This window comes from Pseudidiomarina sp. WS423, from assembly GCF_050750165.1.
In the GTDB taxonomy this organism is placed as follows: Bacteria; Pseudomonadota; Gammaproteobacteria; order Enterobacterales; family Alteromonadaceae; genus Pseudidiomarina; species Pseudidiomarina fusca.
Genome location: NZ_JBOJLN010000001.1, coordinates 1 through 16,540, shown reverse-complemented (window position 1 = coordinate 16,540; position 16,540 = coordinate 1). Strand labels below are relative to the sequence as shown.

At 48.0% G+C, this 16,540-nt stretch carries 17 protein-coding genes and 1 pseudogene; 4 read left to right on the top strand and 14 right to left on the bottom strand.

Translation table 11 applies throughout. The annotated features are described in order from the left end of the window. Positions 1 to 2: 2 nt before the first annotated feature. Genes ACQ661_RS00090 through ACQ661_RS00060 form a run of 7 tightly spaced genes read right to left on the bottom strand, consistent with a single transcriptional unit; the run spans position 3 to position 7,070 of the window. Entirely contained in the window at positions 3 to 1,241 is a 1,239-nt protein-coding gene (locus tag ACQ661_RS00090; protein ID WP_431667267.1) for a class I SAM-dependent methyltransferase, read from the bottom strand. Positions 1,242 to 1,276: 35 nt separating this feature from the next. Continuing rightward, entirely contained in the window at positions 1,277 to 2,140 is an 864-nt protein-coding gene (locus tag ACQ661_RS00085; RefSeq protein WP_369744089.1) for a DUF1365 domain-containing protein, read from the bottom strand. Beyond that, complete coding sequence (locus tag ACQ661_RS00080; protein ID WP_431667265.1) at positions 2,127 to 3,407, bottom strand: NAD(P)/FAD-dependent oxidoreductase; 1,281 nt, start codon at positions 3,405 to 3,407, stop codon at positions 2,127 to 2,129. Before ACQ661_RS00080 ends, ACQ661_RS00085 begins: the two co-directional genes overlap by 14 nt. A 16-nt stretch (positions 3,408 to 3,423) precedes the next feature. Next, on the bottom strand, positions 3,424 to 4,140 hold the full coding sequence (locus tag ACQ661_RS00075) for an SDR family NAD(P)-dependent oxidoreductase (RefSeq protein ID WP_431667264.1): 717 nt from the start codon (positions 4,138 to 4,140) through the stop codon (positions 3,424 to 3,426). After that, positions 4,137 to 4,589 carry a nuclear transport factor 2 family protein gene (locus ACQ661_RS00070; protein WP_431667263.1) on the bottom strand — a complete coding sequence of 151 codons (453 nt, stop codon included), beginning with the start codon at positions 4,587 to 4,589 and terminating at the stop codon, positions 4,137 to 4,139. Before ACQ661_RS00070 ends, ACQ661_RS00075 begins: the two co-directional genes overlap by 4 nt. 58 nt (positions 4,590 to 4,647) lie before the next feature. After that, positions 4,648 to 6,093, bottom strand: a complete 1,446-nt coding sequence (locus ACQ661_RS00065; protein ID WP_153825507.1) for a cryptochrome/photolyase family protein — start codon at positions 6,091 to 6,093, stop codon at positions 4,648 to 4,650. After that, a complete protein-coding gene (locus ACQ661_RS00060) occupies positions 6,090 to 7,070 on the bottom strand; it encodes a YbgA family protein (protein WP_431667262.1) in 981 nt (326 codons plus the stop codon). The genes ACQ661_RS00065 and ACQ661_RS00060 overlap by 4 nt, the downstream gene beginning before the upstream one ends. A gap of 140 nt (positions 7,071 to 7,210) precedes the next feature. On the opposite strand from ACQ661_RS00060, the gene ACQ661_RS00055 reads away from it, so the two are divergent. The 3 genes from ACQ661_RS00055 (at position 7,211) to ACQ661_RS00045 (ending at position 9,214) form a co-directional block, all read left to right on the top strand. Continuing rightward, positions 7,211 to 7,819: an LON peptidase substrate-binding domain-containing protein gene (locus ACQ661_RS00055; protein ID WP_431667260.1), complete on the top strand. Its 609-nt coding sequence runs from the start codon at positions 7,211 to 7,213 to the stop codon at positions 7,817 to 7,819. 134 nt (positions 7,820 to 7,953) lie between these two features. Continuing rightward, entirely contained in the window at positions 7,954 to 8,532 is a 579-nt protein-coding gene (locus tag ACQ661_RS00050) for a sigma-70 family RNA polymerase sigma factor (RefSeq protein ID WP_238387588.1), read from the top strand. Next, positions 8,525 to 9,214, top strand: a complete 690-nt coding sequence (locus tag ACQ661_RS00045; RefSeq protein ID WP_431667259.1) for a ChrR family anti-sigma-E factor — start codon at positions 8,525 to 8,527, stop codon at positions 9,212 to 9,214. The genes ACQ661_RS00050 and ACQ661_RS00045 overlap by 8 nt, the downstream gene beginning before the upstream one ends. A 58-nt stretch (positions 9,215 to 9,272) precedes the next feature. Here ACQ661_RS00045 and ACQ661_RS00040 read toward each other — a convergent pair whose 3' ends face one another. The 7 genes from ACQ661_RS00040 to thrS form a co-directional block, all read right to left on the bottom strand. After that, positions 9,273 to 9,569 (bottom strand): integration host factor subunit alpha, encoded by a 297-nt coding sequence (locus ACQ661_RS00040; RefSeq protein ID WP_431667258.1) that lies wholly within the window; start codon positions 9,567 to 9,569, stop codon positions 9,273 to 9,275. Between the two features lie 4 nt (positions 9,570 to 9,573). Then, complete coding sequence (gene pheT / locus ACQ661_RS00035) at positions 9,574 to 11,961, bottom strand: phenylalanine--tRNA ligase subunit beta (protein WP_431667257.1); 2,388 nt, start codon at positions 11,959 to 11,961, stop codon at positions 9,574 to 9,576. Between the two features lie 13 nt (positions 11,962 to 11,974). Then, positions 11,975 to 12,955, bottom strand: a complete 981-nt coding sequence (gene pheS, locus ACQ661_RS00030) for a phenylalanine--tRNA ligase subunit alpha (RefSeq protein ID WP_110074960.1) — start codon at positions 12,953 to 12,955, stop codon at positions 11,975 to 11,977. Positions 12,956 to 13,070: 115 nt separating this feature from the next. After that, positions 13,071 to 13,424, bottom strand: a complete 354-nt coding sequence (gene rplT / locus ACQ661_RS00025; protein ID WP_110074959.1) for a 50S ribosomal protein L20 — start codon at positions 13,422 to 13,424, stop codon at positions 13,071 to 13,073. 18 nt (positions 13,425 to 13,442) lie between these two features. After that, complete coding sequence (rpmI, locus tag ACQ661_RS00020) at positions 13,443 to 13,640, bottom strand: 50S ribosomal protein L35 (RefSeq protein WP_110074958.1); 198 nt, start codon at positions 13,638 to 13,640, stop codon at positions 13,443 to 13,445. 90 nt (positions 13,641 to 13,730) lie between these two features. Next, positions 13,731 to 14,273, bottom strand: a complete 543-nt coding sequence (gene infC / locus ACQ661_RS00015; RefSeq protein WP_110074957.1) for a translation initiation factor IF-3 — start codon at positions 14,271 to 14,273, stop codon at positions 13,731 to 13,733. Between the two features lie 19 nt (positions 14,274 to 14,292). Beyond that, entirely contained in the window at positions 14,293 to 16,209 is a 1,917-nt protein-coding gene (gene thrS / locus ACQ661_RS00010) for a threonine--tRNA ligase (RefSeq protein ID WP_431667256.1), read from the bottom strand. Between the two features lie 144 nt (positions 16,210 to 16,353). Here thrS and ACQ661_RS00005 point away from each other — a divergent pair. Beyond that, positions 16,354 to 16,540, top strand: a pseudogene (locus ACQ661_RS00005) (DMT family transporter); the annotation flags it as partial.

The following is a 16,540-nucleotide window of genomic DNA, read 5'->3' as shown; positions in this document are numbered from 1 at the left end:
TCTTAACGACTCTGCGGCTTAGTTGCAACCAACTGCACCGCAGATACGGTCCGCTCCCAAAAGCCGCCTTCGCAATAGCAAAGGTAGTAATTCCACATCCTGCCAAAGCGCTCATCGTAGCCTTTGTCGATCAGTTGCGGGTGCGCCTGATTAAAATTATCGCGCCAATCAGCTAAGGTTTTGGCGTAGTCATAACCAATGTCATGTACTTCACGCATTACCATATCTGTATGCTTAGTAAACATTTCAGCCATCATGGTTAACGACGGCAAAAAACCACCTGGGAAGATATATTTTTGAATAAAATCCACCGAGTTGGCATAGCTTTTCATGCGCTGGTCCGCAATGGTAATGGCTTGTAACGCCATTTTGCCATTTGGCTTAAGTAACCGACTGCAGGTTTTAAAGAAGGTCGGCATGTACTTTAAGCCTACGGCTTCAATCATCTCCACCGATACCAACTTATCGTAGGTACCTTCTAAATCGCGGTAGTCTTTTTTCAGCAAAGTGATCTGCTGTGTCAGCCCTTCTCGTTCAATCAACTCTTTGGTATAGCTGTATTGCTCTTCTGAGATGGTCGTTGTAGTTACTTTACAGCCGTAATGTTTGGCGGCAAATACCGCCATACCGCCCCAGCCCGTACCAATTTCGAGCAGGTGATCTTCCGCAGATAGCTCTAAGCTGTCACACAAGCGTTTGAGCTTATGTTGTTGCGCTTCGGCAAGACTTGCATCAGCATGCGGATATACTGCACTTGAATACTGTAGCGCTGGGTCTAAAAAGGCTTGATACAGGTCGTTACCTAAATCGTAGTGCGCTGAAATATTCTCTTTGGCCTGGCGCTTGCTATTGTTGCGGCGCCAGTGCTGAAACTTTTGGAGCGGTAATAACAACCAGCTAAACTTAGCTTCGGCTGCATCTAACGCGGGTAAGTTCCGGGCAAACAATTGAATGACATGGGTCAGGTTGGGTGTCGTCCAACTTTCATCCATAAATAATTCAGCGGCGCCAATACTACCACCAAACAAAAAGCGGCGATAAAAATCCCCTTTCTGTATATCTATCTCAGCCTTTAACTCACTGGCTTTATCACCAAACTCGGCAATCAGCTGACCTTGCTCAAACATCTTAAGGTGACCCAACTGCAGATGATTCAGTAGGCGTAAGACAATGGTACGAAAGGTTTTATCGAGCGTAGTTAAATCGTTCTGCATCACTGTTAAGGCATCTTCTTTATACATGGAACTTACCTGTTATATTGGCCTAATTTAGACCATTATTTGTTGAGTTCATTCTGTTTGGACTCAGTACTGGTTGCCGCTGAACTTGTTGTCTCTGAACTTGTTGTCTCTGAACAAGTACGCTCACTGATATACACTGGATTACGTTTTAACCATAATCGCAATGCTTGCCAGTAAATAGCCGCCACCGTACCTACCGTGTTTATTGGATACCGCAATAATACGTTACGAATGCTACGTCGGTTCAATGCCACCCGTGATAATTTCATCGTGGCACTAAAATGACGCACCCAACTGGCGGCGTCTGTGCCCGCCGTTGCTTGTTGTTTAAGCACATCTAAATGAATGAGAGCCTTGTCACCCGCCTCTGCTGCATACCCAGCTGGTGGTTTGAGCTGCCAACGATAATGCATGTTAAGTGGATTAAAAGGCGATACAAAAAAAGTTTTGGGATGCCGCAGTGGTTGTTGTAAATCTACGGCATAGTAATGGCGTTCGTTCCAGGGCGTGTTACTTACTTCAGCCAACATATAACTGAACTCTTGCGCCCCATCGCTCTGCACGAAGTAACAATTTAATGGGTTGAAGTAAAGCCCACAGGTTCGCAGCGCACCAAGAAAAAATACTCGTCCGCTGATTGGCTGCTGCAACTGTTCACTGAGTTTTTGGCGCACAGCTGCGGCTAAATCACCGTCGGTATCAGGTAAATAATCGCTGCGTTTAAAGCGTAATGGCGCCCAGCGGTTGGTTAACGAAAACCACCGACTTTGCGCCGCCACTTGCTCTAACTCGTCCAATGCTAACCACCACTGCGCGATACTGTAGCTAAAGGCGTGGGGATGCGGTAAGTAGCGAGCGTGGTGCACTCGCCCTCGATAGATAGCACTAGCTAGCGACAAATTCTACTCCTAACCGTTTAGCCACATCAACGGCACTACGTACCCCGTCTTCATGGAAACCGTTATACCAATAAGCCCCGCAATAATGGGTATGTTGCTGGCCACAAATCAGCTCACGCTGGGCGCGGGCCTGCATCGACTCTACACTATAAACTGGGTGCGCATAATGGTAGGTGCCTAGAATCTTTTCAGGATGAATCGCTGCCGTGTTATTTAGCGTAACGCAAAACACCTCTGGAGCCTGAATGCGCTGTAAGATATTCATGTTATAGCTGACTGAACTCGGCCGTGTCCGTGCCTGATCGTCGCTATGCAATAGATAATTCCAGCTGGCCCATGCCCGCTGTTCGCGTGGTAGTAAGCGCACGTCAGTATGTAACACTACTTCGTTCATTTGATACGGGATAGCACCTAAAACCTGCTGCTCTGCCGCGCTCGGTTGAGCTAACAAAGCCAAAGCTTCATCGCTGTGACAGGCAAACACCACTTCGTCAAAATCGCGTAACTCGCCATCAGCAAACTCTAATGTGACCGCAGCTTGGCGTTCTGGCAGCTGACGATGTACCGCAACAATATTGGCGTTTAACTCAATACGCTCGCGATAACTAGCGGTTAATGGCGCTACGTATGCACTTGAGCCGCCATCTATGGTCGCCCATTGTGGCCGGTCTGCAACATTCAGTAACCCATGATTATTAAAGAAGCGTAAGAAAAAGCCTAACGGAAAGGCTTCTGCTTCTTGTAACGAGGCACTCCAAATAGCTGCCACCATGGGCAACAAGTAAAACTCACTCACTGACGGATGGATGTGCCGCTGACGTAAAAACTCACCTAGGGTCAACTGATCAAGATCCGCTCCGCTGTTGTAAGCCTCTTTTGCAGCCTTGTTGAACTTTAAGATACCGCGAATCAATCGCCAGAAACTGGGGGATACTAGGTTTTTGCGCTGTGCAAACAAGGTGTTCAGATTGTGCCCATTGTATTCCAAACCAGACTCAGGGTCGCGCACACTAAAACTCATTTCGGTATCTTGCCAAGATACGCCGATCTCGCGCATCAGCTTACGAAATAACGGATAGGTTCTATCGTTAAATACGATAAAACCGGTATCAATGGCGTATTCCTTGCCTTGCACCTCAACGGTAACAGTACGGGTATGGCCACCGATATAACTATTCTTTTCAAACAGGGTGATCTCGTGCTGTTGCTGCAACAAATAGGCCGACGTCATGCCAGCAATCCCAGAACCAATAATGGCGATCTTCATGAACGCATGTACTCCGTTAACTTAAGCGTTTAGATAGTGCAACTTGCCAACTCTGTGGCAACCGCGATAAGAATTTAAGCACCCAGCCAAACAGCGTCGGAAAGGTAATGTCGGTGGTTTTATTAGCAATACCCTTACGGATCCGCTGTGAAGCGAATTCAACCGTTACCTGCATCGGCATCTCAAAGGTATTGGCGTCGGTCATCGGGGTTTTTACAAAGCCCGGAGATACGGTTTGTACATGGATACCCCGTTTCGCTAAATCCACCTGTAAGCTACGCGCGATATACTGGATAGCTGCTTTAGAGCCACCGTAAGCTTGAGCTTTGGTAAACGGCAGCAGCCGTGCAGTACTGCCAACAAAGACTAACTGCGAACCAGCTTGCAGGTTCGGCAATAAAGCCTCGACACAACGCATCATGCCAAACACGTTCACTTCAAACACGCGCTCGAACATGGTCGCTTCAAACTGCTCGACGTCCAAGTACTCACATACGCCTGCCGACAAAATCACTACATCGATATCTTGATACACAGCTAAAGCTTGCTTGGTGCTGGCCGCATCACTTACATCTAAACGCTGCCCGGTAATGTGCTGGGGATGAACTTGTTCAAGTTCAGCTAGCGCATCCGTATTACGGCCACAAGCTATCACTGTGTGGCCGGCTGCCGCATAATCGAGGGCGAGCTGCTTGCCGATGCCGGAAGTCGCGCCAGTAATCAAAATTTTCATGCTGACTTCACCTTATCTTTGACGGTGCGAATGGCCCAACCAAGCACCGGAATATGTTCATAGACCATAGCACCAGCATCGTAGTAATCCACTTGAGCAATAATCTTGCCCTCAGCTAACTTAAAATGGCTGGTACCTGGCAATGTCACCTGCTCGCCTTTAGCCAACTTAGGGTGCCGTAACAACATCTGCCAGGCTACAAACAAGTTATCACCCTGCAACGCATGGTCGGTAAACTTAAAGTAGCAGCTCTGCACATTTTTAATGGTGTTTTGAAAATAAGCTTTGAGGTCGCTCAACCCATGCACTTGGTGAATAGGATCGACAAAACTCACCTGGTCAGCATAGAGTGCATCTAGCGCGGCAATACTTTCTTGGTTTAGCTCGGCATAGACCTGTTCTAGGCGTGCCACAATGTCACTGTTATCGGTTGCGCTTGTATCAGTCATGCCTGCTCTCCGGTGTTATGCCTACCATCTACCCTCTAACCTAGTAAACTCAGCGGTTTTATAATGCTTTAAACGCAGCTAAAAAACGCTCTCGAGCTACTTTATGGTCCACGATAGGTTGCGGATAATCACTGCGTTTACGGTCTTTCAGCCATTTTCCTGGAGCATGGATATGCTGTTTCGGACAATCGGCTAATTCTTTCACCCATCTACGAATATAACTGCCGTCGGGATCAACTTTTTCGCTCTGTAAAGTAGGATTAAACACCCTGAAATAGGGTGCTGCATCAGTACCCGTCGAGGCACTCCACTGCCAGCCGCCGTTGTTGGCCGGAAAGCTGCCATCAATTAAGTGACGCATAAAAAACTGTTCACCTAAGCGCCAATCCAGCAGTAAATCTTTAACTAAAAAGTGAGCTACTATCATCCGTACTCGGTTGTGCATCCAACCTTCTGCAGCTAATTGCCGCATGCCAGCATCCACGATAGGAAAGCCGGTACGGCCTTCACACCAGCGTTGAAAGCTGTCGGCATCCTCACGCCATTGCATAGCATCGGTATGTTTTAAAAAGGCTTTGCCATAATTTAAGCGCGGCACGTGGAACATCAGATGTTGGTAAAACTCTCGCCAAATCAATTCCGTTAGCCACACATCAGGACCTTGATCTAACGCATCAGGAAAGTCCGGACTTAACTGCGCTAGCTGCTGCACGGCTTGCCATGGCGATAGCATGCCTAGTTCCCAGTAGGGTGATAAACGCGAAGTCGTATCTAGACCTGGCAAATCACGTTCCGCCGCATAAGCGGTCACCCGCTCCTCGATGTACCCTTGTAATTGCTGATACACTGCATCTTCACCCACCACCCAGGCGCTGGAATCCTGTCGCGGGTAATCAACCTCGGGTACCACGGCTGCTGCCACCTTGCAGCGGCGTTCCACGGGTTGCATGAATGGCAGCCCATTATGACCAAGCTGCTCTCGCAAATGCTGCCGCCACGCTTTCGCAAATGGAGTGAACTTCTGGTAAATAGTGCCGGTTTGAGTGGTCAACACAGGGGGGACGACGAGGTTGCCATGATGCCCATGCCACGCCACACCTTGCTGCTCCAACAGCGCCTTTACTGCACGATCTCGGCGCACTTCGTGCAACGGATACTCTACATTGACATGAACCTCTGAGAGCTGCTGTTGTTCGGCAAATCGCTTCACGGCTTTAGGCGCTACTTGCCAACTCTCAATCACCTGAATGGATAGCGCTATCCCAGCCGCCGCCGCACTTTTTACAAACTCGTGTAAATGTCGATAATACAAGTCCCACTTGATTGGAGCCCAATCGTGCTCATGCATTTGCTGTGGGCAAAGCAAAATCAACGCCGGGATGGGCTGCTCAGCGCCATTCAGCTTAGCCGCTGCTGCCAGTGCCGGATTACTGCGTAGCCGCAGGTCGTGGCGCAACCACAACCCTGCCCGTGCGCTTCCCGTTGCTGGTGCCTCTGAACTCATAACGCGTACCTCAATTTCAAATCAGCTGGGTAAGGATTCAAGTAACGCTGTCCGGCCAAGTAGCTATCTGGATATTCCCGTAAATAATGTCGTAGCAAGGTTAATGGCGCCAACAACGGCTGGATACCATCGTGGTAATCCAGAATCAGCTGACTTAGTTCTTGCTTTTGCTCAGCGTTTAAATGACGACCAAAATAGCCCTGCAAATGTTGCAAGACGTTAGTATGGTTGGCTCGTGTCGCTGGTTTACCTAACGCCTGCATCACCTGCTCAATGTACTCTTGTGCATCTGCTGGGGTTAAATCTTGTTGCGCTGCAACCCAGCGGCCAAGCTCACGATATTGCTGCTGGTTATGCGCCATAAGGAGTAGTTTTAGGCTGGTATGAAAGGCTAATAAATCAGCTTTCTTCACCGCCACCGCCGGCGTTGCTTCGCTCAACAGTTGCTGCCAGGCATGATATACATACACCCGCATGATAAAGTTCTCGCGTAGTGGTGCATCGTTTAACCGGCCATCTTCTTCTAGCGGCAAAGCGGGATGTAGCTGCCTTAACCGCTGTACAAAAATGCCCTCAGCAGCTTTTTTTGAATAGCCAGTAACAGGATCGTACAACTTAACCCGTTCCATCCCGCAACTGGGCGATTTTGCACAAAGTACGTAGCCACTTAATTGGCGCAAATGCGGCTGCGCCCGGTCGGCAAATTCGATTAAGCGTGCAGTCACGTCTTCACCTGTCTTTGGTACAATTGCACGTACCGAAGATGCAGGTTCCGAAGCGGTAGGTGCTTGTTCATGCCACTCTAAGCGGATGGTTGGACGCGGCACCGGCATACCAATCCCGACTTCGGGACACAACTTGACAAACTCCACATGACGAATTAACTCATCGGCACAAAAAGAAGACCTTTTATGGCCGCCGTCATAACGCACCTGATCGCCTAATAAACAGGCACTTATCCCAACTTTGATGGTCACAAGCTACTCCTTGTTCTTGAACTCATGCTGACAACATACTGACAAATTACGCTAGTCGCGAGGAAAAGTTCACTAAGTACTAATCCAAAGACCAGAGGCTAGCGTACTAAAGCATAAGTTTAACTATGAAGGATTTAAGCATGACACATGCGCAACCCACAATTCCCTTGTTTCCTCTCTCTGGACACGTGCTTCCTGGGGGAACCATGCGTTTGCGCATCTTTGAGCCTCGCTACGTGCGGATGGTGAAAGAAGCCTGCAATGGTAACAGTTGTTCACCGATTGGCTTATGCATGCTCAATGAGGATGGCGACGTAGCTTCCAATACTCATATCCATCCCATTGGCACCAAGGTCACCATTGTTGATTTTGAGCAATTACCTGATGGCTTACTTGGGATCACGGTAGCCGGCAATGAGCTGTTTCGTATCGTCGACATTCAAGTGCAAGACGATGGCCTACGAGTAGGCGAAATTGAGCCGATTGGAGCTTGGTCAGCGTTGCCATTAAGCGCGAACGATAAGTATATTGCTGACCAGTTAAACGCTGTCTATCAAGCTTATCCAGAACTCGCCATCGAAGCTGCCCCTGAATTGTGGCAACGAGCTGATTGGGTAGCGCTACGCTGGCTAGAGTTATTACCCATAGCCGCGACTGCCAAGCAAGAATTGTTACAGGCTCCAACGGCTGATGCAGCTTTAGAGTTTTTACGCGATCTGATGGATGCTAGCCAAGAGTACGACAGCTAATTATTTTTGCAGATTTTTTAGGCGGTAGTGATCCTTGTGTAAAACCTTAGCGTAATCTTAGGTAATCCTTGAATATCCAAGCGGGTATCACTACTATGCAGATAGCAACTGAGCAAATAACACAACGGAAAACTATGCCTCCTGCGCAGCCGGATAATCCCGAACACGCTGCCGAGCTTCTCGCCCAAATTGCTACTGAGCAATCGCGTGCTGCTTTTAGTGAGTTATTCAAACACTTTGCACCGCGCTTACAAGCTTATGCAACGCGACAATTCGGCAATGAACAGACCGCGATGGATTTGGTTCAAGAAACCATGACCAACGTTTGGCATAAGGCTCATTTATTTAAGCCCGACCGCGGCTCTGCAGCCACTTGGATATTCACTATTGCTAGAAACATTCGCTTTGATTTCTTGCGGAAGAATAAATATCGCCAGAATGATTTAAGTGCGGATGATTTGTGGCCAGTACTGGCCGAGCAAAATGAATCTCTTGATGACGACTATGCATTAGATGACGATTTACTGATGCAGCAGTTGGCGGTTTATTGTGAACAATTACCGCCTGCTCAAAAGACCGTGATTGAGTTGATTTACATAGAGGGCAAGTCGCAACAAGAAGTTGCTGACGCCTTGGATATTCCGTTGGGTACCGTTAAATCACGTACTCGCTTGGCACTACAGAAATTGAAAGAGTTAATACAGCATGATTAAATTCCACCCTTCAGAACAGCAACTTGTGCTTTATGCTGCTGGTGAACTCAGCCCTGCCATGCTGATGATGGTGGGTACCCATGTGGACATGTGTAAGCAATGCCAAGCACAGGTACAAGACATCGAAGAGCAGATGGCACGCAAACTATTTGGCGAAAACAATTTTGCCGATTATCAAGCTAACAGCCTAGACAGTAAGACTCATGATGCCATGCTAGCTGCAATATTTGCGTCAACGGCGCCGGTTGCTGAACCCAGCCCACCACAGCCCCATGACAACCTATTGTACTTAGAAGGCAAGCGTTTTACGTTGCCTGCGACCTTAGCACGCAACAGCCACCGCATTGGTGACTGGAGCCGCTTACCAGGTAAATTGTGGCGTGCCTCCGTAGATATCGGAGCTGAGCAGTCGCTCAACTTTATCTATATGGGCGAGCAAAGTACCGTACCAGAGCACACTCATAAAGGTAACGAAGCAACCTTAGTGATAAACGGTGTGTTCAGTGACGAGCAAGGTGACTATAAAGACGGTGACTTTGTGTTACTGGATGGCGCGCACAAACACAGCCCGCACACCACTCACGAAGATTGTTTAACCATAGCGGCACTAGACGCTCCGTTGCACTTCACTACGGGCCTAAGTCGCTTGTTAAATCCTTTTAGCAGTTTGTTCTTTAAATAGTTCAAGCTGGACTAAAGCCATTAAAAAAGCCGTTGTGAGCATCACAACGGCTTTTTTTTTAGTCTTGCGGGTTGGCGTTAATAACGCGCTGCTTTAATTTTTGTCCAGGCCGGAAGGTTACTACCCGGCGAGCTGAGATTGGAATATCTTCACCCGTTTTTGGGTTTCTACCCGGCCGTTGGTTTTTAGTACGCAACTCAAAGTTACCAAAACCAGATAGTTTTACTTCTTCACCAGCTTCTAATGCACGCCGAATTTCTTCAAAAAAACATTCAACCAATTCTTTTGCATCACGTTTGTGCATGCCAAACTTTTCATTTAATTGTTCAGCTAATTCAGCCTTGGTCAGCGCCATAGCATCACTCCCTTAAGGTTGCCCCAAATTCAGATGTCAGCATATCAACCACTGCCGCCACGGCAGCGTTGATTTCTTGTTCTTCGAGCGTGCGCTCAGCGTGCTGTAACGTCATCGATAAAGCTAAACTGCGATGACCTTCGGCAACACCAGCACCTTGGTACACGTCAAACAAGTTTAGGCCAACTAAATGATTTACGCCAATATTTTCAATTGCAGCCAAAATCTCACCGGCGGCAATGCTCTGTTTCACCACAATCGCCAAATCACGACGAATAGATGGGTATTTAGAAACTGCTTGAGCTTCTGGTACCGCACGGTTTACCAAGCCGTCTAGCTCTAGCTCAAATACGTAGGTGCGACCGTTCAAGCCCAGTTTTTTCTCAAACTGCGGATGAATCGCGCCCAAGTAACCGATGCGCTCAGCACCGCGGAACACAGCTGCGGTTTGCCCTGGGTGCAAGGCTGGATGCTGATCTGCCACAAAGCGGAACTCGCCCGCCGCGCCAGTCATGGCTAACAATGCCTCTACATCACCTTTAAGGTCATAAAAATCAACCGCACGCTCACCATCACTCCAATGCTCTGGATGGGCTTTACCAGCTCGAATACCGGCAATCATCGGCTGTTGGCGAACGCCATTTTCAGCATCCTCTGCAGGAATAAAACGTAACCCAGTTTCACAGAAAGCTAACGATTGTTGCTGGCGTTTCTGGTTGTGCGCCACGGCACCTACTAAGCCTGGCCACAAACTCACACGCATCGATGACATCTCTACCGAAATCGGGTGCGGCAGCGTCAACGCAGCCACGTCATCAAATAGCATCGCTTGATGTTTAGGATCAACAAAGCTGTAAGTGATAGCTTCTTGATAGCCACGGTCAATCAAAGTGCGCTTTAATGAAACAGCACTAAGCTTGCCTTCTTGGCGGGCAATCATGCGCAATTGTGCTGCTGGAGCAGCAGCTTGAATGCGATGATAGCCATAGATGCGGGCTACTTCTTCAATTAGATCTTCTTCAATGGCCATATCAAAGCGGAAGGTTGGTACAGTCACCTGCCAAGCATCTGCATCTTCTTCAACAGCAAAACCTAAGCGGGTTAAGATGTCAGTTACTTCTGCTGCAGCAATGCTAATCCCCAACACTTTGGCTAAGCGAGCTTTACGTAACACAATCTGTGCTGCTTGCGGCAGATGTTCAGGGCTTACTGCCTCAACAATCGGACCTGCTTCGCCACCGCAAATCTCTATCAACAACGCAGTGGCTCGCTCCATCGCCGTGCGTTGGAGTTCAGGATCAACCCCACGCTCATAACGATGCGATGCATCTGTATGTAAGCCAAACCGACGTGCCCGACCAGCGATCGCCGCTGGTGCAAAAAACGCACTCTCTAAGAAGACATCCGTGGTGGTACTGGTCACACCGCTATCGGCACCACCAAAAATACCTGCCATGGCCAGTGCTTTTGCTTCATCAGCAATAACCAACACGTCATCAGTTAAGGTCACTTGGTTGCCATCTAGCAAGGTCAGTTGCTCGCCAGCGGTTGCCATTCGTACCTGCACGGCACCTTCTAACTTAGCGTTATCAAAGGCGTGCATAGGGTGACCCAGCTCTAACAACACGTAGTTGGTCACGTCCACCACAGGATCAATACTACGTACACCACTGCGGCGCAGACGTTCACGCAACCACAATGGTGACTCGGCTTGCACGTTAAGATCACGTACAATTCGACCCAAATAACGAGGACAAGCTGCCGGTGCTGCTAAGATTACCGCGCGCTCTTGGTCATGGGTTACCGTAACTGGAGCCATAGCTGGTTCAGTTACTGTTAATCGATTCAACACGCCCACTTCGCGCGCAATACCACGAATGCCTAAGCAATCAGCGCGGTTTGGGGTTAAATCCACATCTAAAGTTACATCATTAAGTTCAAGATAATCGCGATAATCCATGCCTACCGGCGCATCGGCTGGCAGTTCAATAATGCCATCGTGATCATCACTTAAACCAAGCTCAGCGTTCGAACATAACATGCCGTGCGAAGGCTGACCGCGTAATTTGGCTTTCTTGATTTTAAAATCACCTGGTAGCACAGCACCCACAGTCGCTACCGCTACTTTTAAACCCAATCGACAGTTCGGCGCACCACAGACAATGTCAACCGGCTCGTCGGCACCGATATCAACCTTAGTGACTTGTAATTTATCGGCATCGGGATGCGGTCCACAGGCAATAACTTCGCCCACCACGACGGCACTAAAATCTTCCGCTACCGCATCAATGCTATCGACTTCTAGGCCTGCCATGCTTAATTGCTCTGACAATGCCACACTATCTAAGGCCGGGTTAACCCAGCTACGTAACCACTTTTCACTAAATTTCATCTGCGTACCCGGCTTAGTTAAATTGTTTTAAGAAGCGTACGTCATTTTCGAAGAACGCACGTAAATCGTTCACGCCGTAGCGGAGCATAGTTAAACGCTCAACGCCCATACCAAACGCAAACCCGGTGTATTTTTCGCTATCAATGCCAACCGCTTGCAACACACTTGGATGCACCATGCCGCAACCTAGTACTTCTAACCATTGACCATTTTTACGACGCACGTCCACTTCTGCGGACGGCTCGGTAAATGGGAAGTAAGAAGGACGGAAACGTACTTCTAGCTCTTCTTCAAAGAAGTTCACCAAAAAGTCTTCTAGAATGCCTTTAAGCTGGGTAAAACTCACATCCGTATCTACCATCAAGCCTTCAACCTGATGGAACATCGGCGTATGGGTCTGATCGTAGTCATTACGATACACGCGCCCTGGCGAAATAATCCGCAACGGTGGCTGTTCCTGTTCCATGGTGCGGATCTGCACCCCTGAAGTTTGGGTGCGCAACATGGTCTTTGGGGTAAAATAAAAGGTATCGTGGTCGGCTCGAGCTGGGTGATTCGCAGGAATATTAAGCGCATCAAAGTTATGAAAGTCATCTTCCACTTCCGGGCCTTCAACCGTACGAAAACCTAAATCACCAAAAAACGCTTCAATTCGTGCAATGGTCTGACTGACCGGATGCATGCCGCCACGCTCAGCACGCCGACCCGGTAAACTAACATCAATCCGTTCAGCCGCTAACTTAGCCGCTAATTCTGCTTGTTTTAGTTCATCGTTACGCGCGTTAATCACAGCTTGCACTTGCTGCTTGGCTTCGTTAATCGCTTGGCCGGCAGCTGGACGCTCTTCAGCACTTAGTTTGCCGAGGCTTTTCAGCTGCTCGGTAAGAGCCCCTTTCTTACCCAAGTAATCAACTCGTACTTGGTCCAATTGTTGCGCGGTAGTGGCCGCCGCAACCGCCGCTTCAGCTGCAGCTACAATGTCAGATAACGCCATGAGTTTCCTCGGTTATGACTAAAACATAAAAGTGAATAGTTAATTGCGCCTATGATAACGAAAAAGCATAAAAAAAGGGAGCTAGAAAGCCCCCTTTTTATGTATTTCAACTAGCTTACAGAGCGCTTTTAGCTTTCTCTACCAGCGCAGCAAAACCAGCTTGGTCATGAACTGCGATGTCGGCCAGGATTTTACGATCGATTTCTACCGATGCTTTTTTCAAGCCATTGATAAAACGGCTGTACGACAAACCACTTTGACGCGCTGCAGCATTGATACGAACGATCCATAATTGACGGAACGTACGTTTCTTAGCTTTGCGGTCACGGTATGCGTATTGACCCGCTTTGATAACGGCTTGCTTCGCTACGCGATAAACGCGTGAACGAGCACCATAATAACCTTTCGCCTGCTTCAGGACTTTCTTGTGACGCGCTCGCGCGATCACACCACGTTTTACTCGTGCCATTTGCTATCTCCTTTCCTTTTACGCGAACGGTAACATGCGCGCGACTAACGCTACATCAGACTCGTGCACCATGCTTTTCGCACGTAAGTGACGTTTCCGCTTTGAGCTTTTCTTAGTCAGAATGTGACGCAAATGTGATTGCTTGCATTTAAAGCCGCCTGAAGCGGTTTTCTTAAAGCGCTTTGAGGCGCCTTTTTTGGATTTCATTTTCGGCATGAAAATTACTCCGCATTGTTAGTTAACAGTGTAACAGGGTGAGTTTGGTGAACTTCAATTGAAGCCCGCCGCCCTACTTGAAAACCACAGCTACTTCTTAGTAGGTGCCAGAACCATAATCATCTGACGACCTTCAGCCCGTCTTGGGAACGACTCGCAAGTTGAGATCTCTTCTAAATCGGTTTTGATCCGGTTTAGTAGGTCAATACCCAACTCTTGGTGCGCCATTTCTCGGCCACGGAAACGAACGGTGACTTTAGTTTTGTCACCTCCCTCCAGAAAACGAGTCAGGTTGCGTAGTTTTACCTGATAATCGCCTTCATCAGTTCCAGGACGGAATTTAACTTCCTTCACCTGAATCTGCTTCTGGTTTTTCTTTTGCTCTTTAGCGTTCTTAGCTTTCTCGTAGACAAACTTCCCGTAATCCATCAAACGACAGACTGGCGGCTCAGCGTTAGGGCTGATTTCAACCAGATCAACGCCCGCTTCTTCAGCTGCATTAATTGCATCCTGAATAGCGACAACACCGATTTGTTCACCTTCAACACCGATTAATCGTACTTCTTTGACACGAATTTCTTCGTTAATCCGATTCTTATCACCAGCTTTCTGAGTTTTTTTTCCGCCTTTAATGGGTCATTCCTCCAATCAATTAACTAATCTTGCGACTACGTACTTCTTCGTTGAGCTCAGCAATAAACTGCTGTAGCCCTTTAATACCGTGGTCTTCACCACGTCGAGTACGTACCGCAACCGCTTGGTTCTCGACTTCTTTATCGCCAACAACCAACAAATATGGAACACGTTTTAAAGTGTGCTCGCGAATTTTAAAGCCTATTTTCTCATTTCTCAAGTCGGCTGTCGCCCTAAATCCGAGTTTATTCAACTCTTTTACGATTTCTTTTGCATAATCAGCCTGATTATCGGTGATATTCATCACCACAACTTGATTTGGTGCCAACCATAATGGGAAGTAACCCGCATATTCTTCAATGATAATTCCCATAAAGCGCTCTAACGAGCCCAAAATGGCACGGTGAATCATCACGGGCGTATGGCGTTCATTATCTTCGCCCACATAAGTAGCACCTAAGCGGCCCGGTAACGCGAAATCTAACTGTACCGTACCACATTGCCATGCCCGACCTAAACAGTCGTGCAGGGTAAATTCAATTTTCGGACCGTAGAAAGCGCCCTCACCCGGCAAGTATTCAAACTCAATGCCGTGATTCTTTAACGCATCGGCCAAGGCTTGTTCAGCATGGTCCCAAGTTGCGTCATCGCCTAGACGATGTTCTGGACGGGTTGACAGTTTCACTACGATATCTTCAAAACCAAAAGTTTTGTAGGTTTCGTAAACCATCTTAATGCAGCCACTAACTTCTTGCTGCACCTGTGCATCCGTACAGAAAATATGCGCATCGTCTTGGGTAAAGCCACGAACGCGCATCAGGCCATGCAAGGCACCTGACGGTTCGTTACGATGGCACGAGCCAAATTCAGCCATCCGCAACGGCAAATCACGGTAAGATTTTAAACCTTGATTAAAAATCTGCACATGCCCCGGACAGTTCATGGGTTTAATAGCATATTCACGGTTTTCTGAAGCCGTAGTAAACATCAGCTCAGAAAACTTTTCCCAGTGCCCTGAACGTTCCCACAGCACTCGGTCCATCATCAATGGGCCTTTTACTTCTTGGTATTTGTACTCGCGTAATTTTTCGCGAATAAAACGTTCAAGTTCTAAGAAAATGGTCCAGCCATTGTGGTGCCAAAACACCATACCTGGCGCTTCTTCTTGCCAGTGAAACAAATCTTGGGTTTTACCAATTTTACGGTGGTCACGCTTTTCTGCTTCTTCTAATCGTTGCAGATAAGCTTTCAACGCTTTTTTATCCGCCCAGGCCGTACCATAAATACGCTGTAGCATCTTGTTATCTGAATTGCCACGCCAGTATGCACCGGCTACCTTCATGATCTTGAAGTGTTGGCAAAAACGCATGTTCGGCACGTGCGGACCACGGCACATGTCGATGTATTCTTCATGGTGATACAAGCCAGGCTGATCATCTTGGCTGATATCATCATCTAAAATCTCAACCTTATAAGGTTCATGACGGCTGACAAAAGTCTCGCGAGCTTGTTGCCAGCTTACCTTTTTCTTCACCACTGAATATTCAGTTTTTGCCAACTCTAGCATGCGTTTTTCTAACGCCTGCAAATCGTCTGCAGTGAGCGTATGCTCCATATCCACATCGTAGTAAAAGCCATTTTCAATGACCGGACCAATGGCCATCTTCACATCAGGGAACATCTGCTTTAAGGCATGGCCGAGCAAATGTGCACAAGAGTGACGAATAATATGCACACCATCATCGTCTTTTGGCGTGATGATCTGTACATGGGCGTCTTCAGTAATGAGGTCACACGCGTCGTGCAAATCACCGTTAATTCGTCCAGCTACCGTCGCTTTGGCTAAACCAGGGCCAATATCTTGGGCAACATCAAGAATGGAAACGGGGCCATCAAAGGCGCGTTGACTACCATCAGGAAGGGTTACTACAGGCATGACTGAATCCTTTTTTACAGTGGTGGCACCTACCAAGTGTCACTTGTGATTTTAGAAAGCAGCACTATAGCGTATGATGCCCCTCAAGGAAAGGCCTGCACCGCAATCGCACCTAAAACTTAGCCGTTACCAGAGACAGTAATCATGGAAAACCTCATTGGCCCACTAGCAGCTTTAACCGCAGCCTTATTTTGGACCCTTGCCACCTTACTTTATAGTCAAGCTGGCAGTTATTTGTCGGCCACCCAATTAAATTTGGTCAAAGGCATTGTAGCCTGTCCGCTGCTACTCATCGCCGGCTGGTTCACCGGGCAACTACTCACCTTAGAAG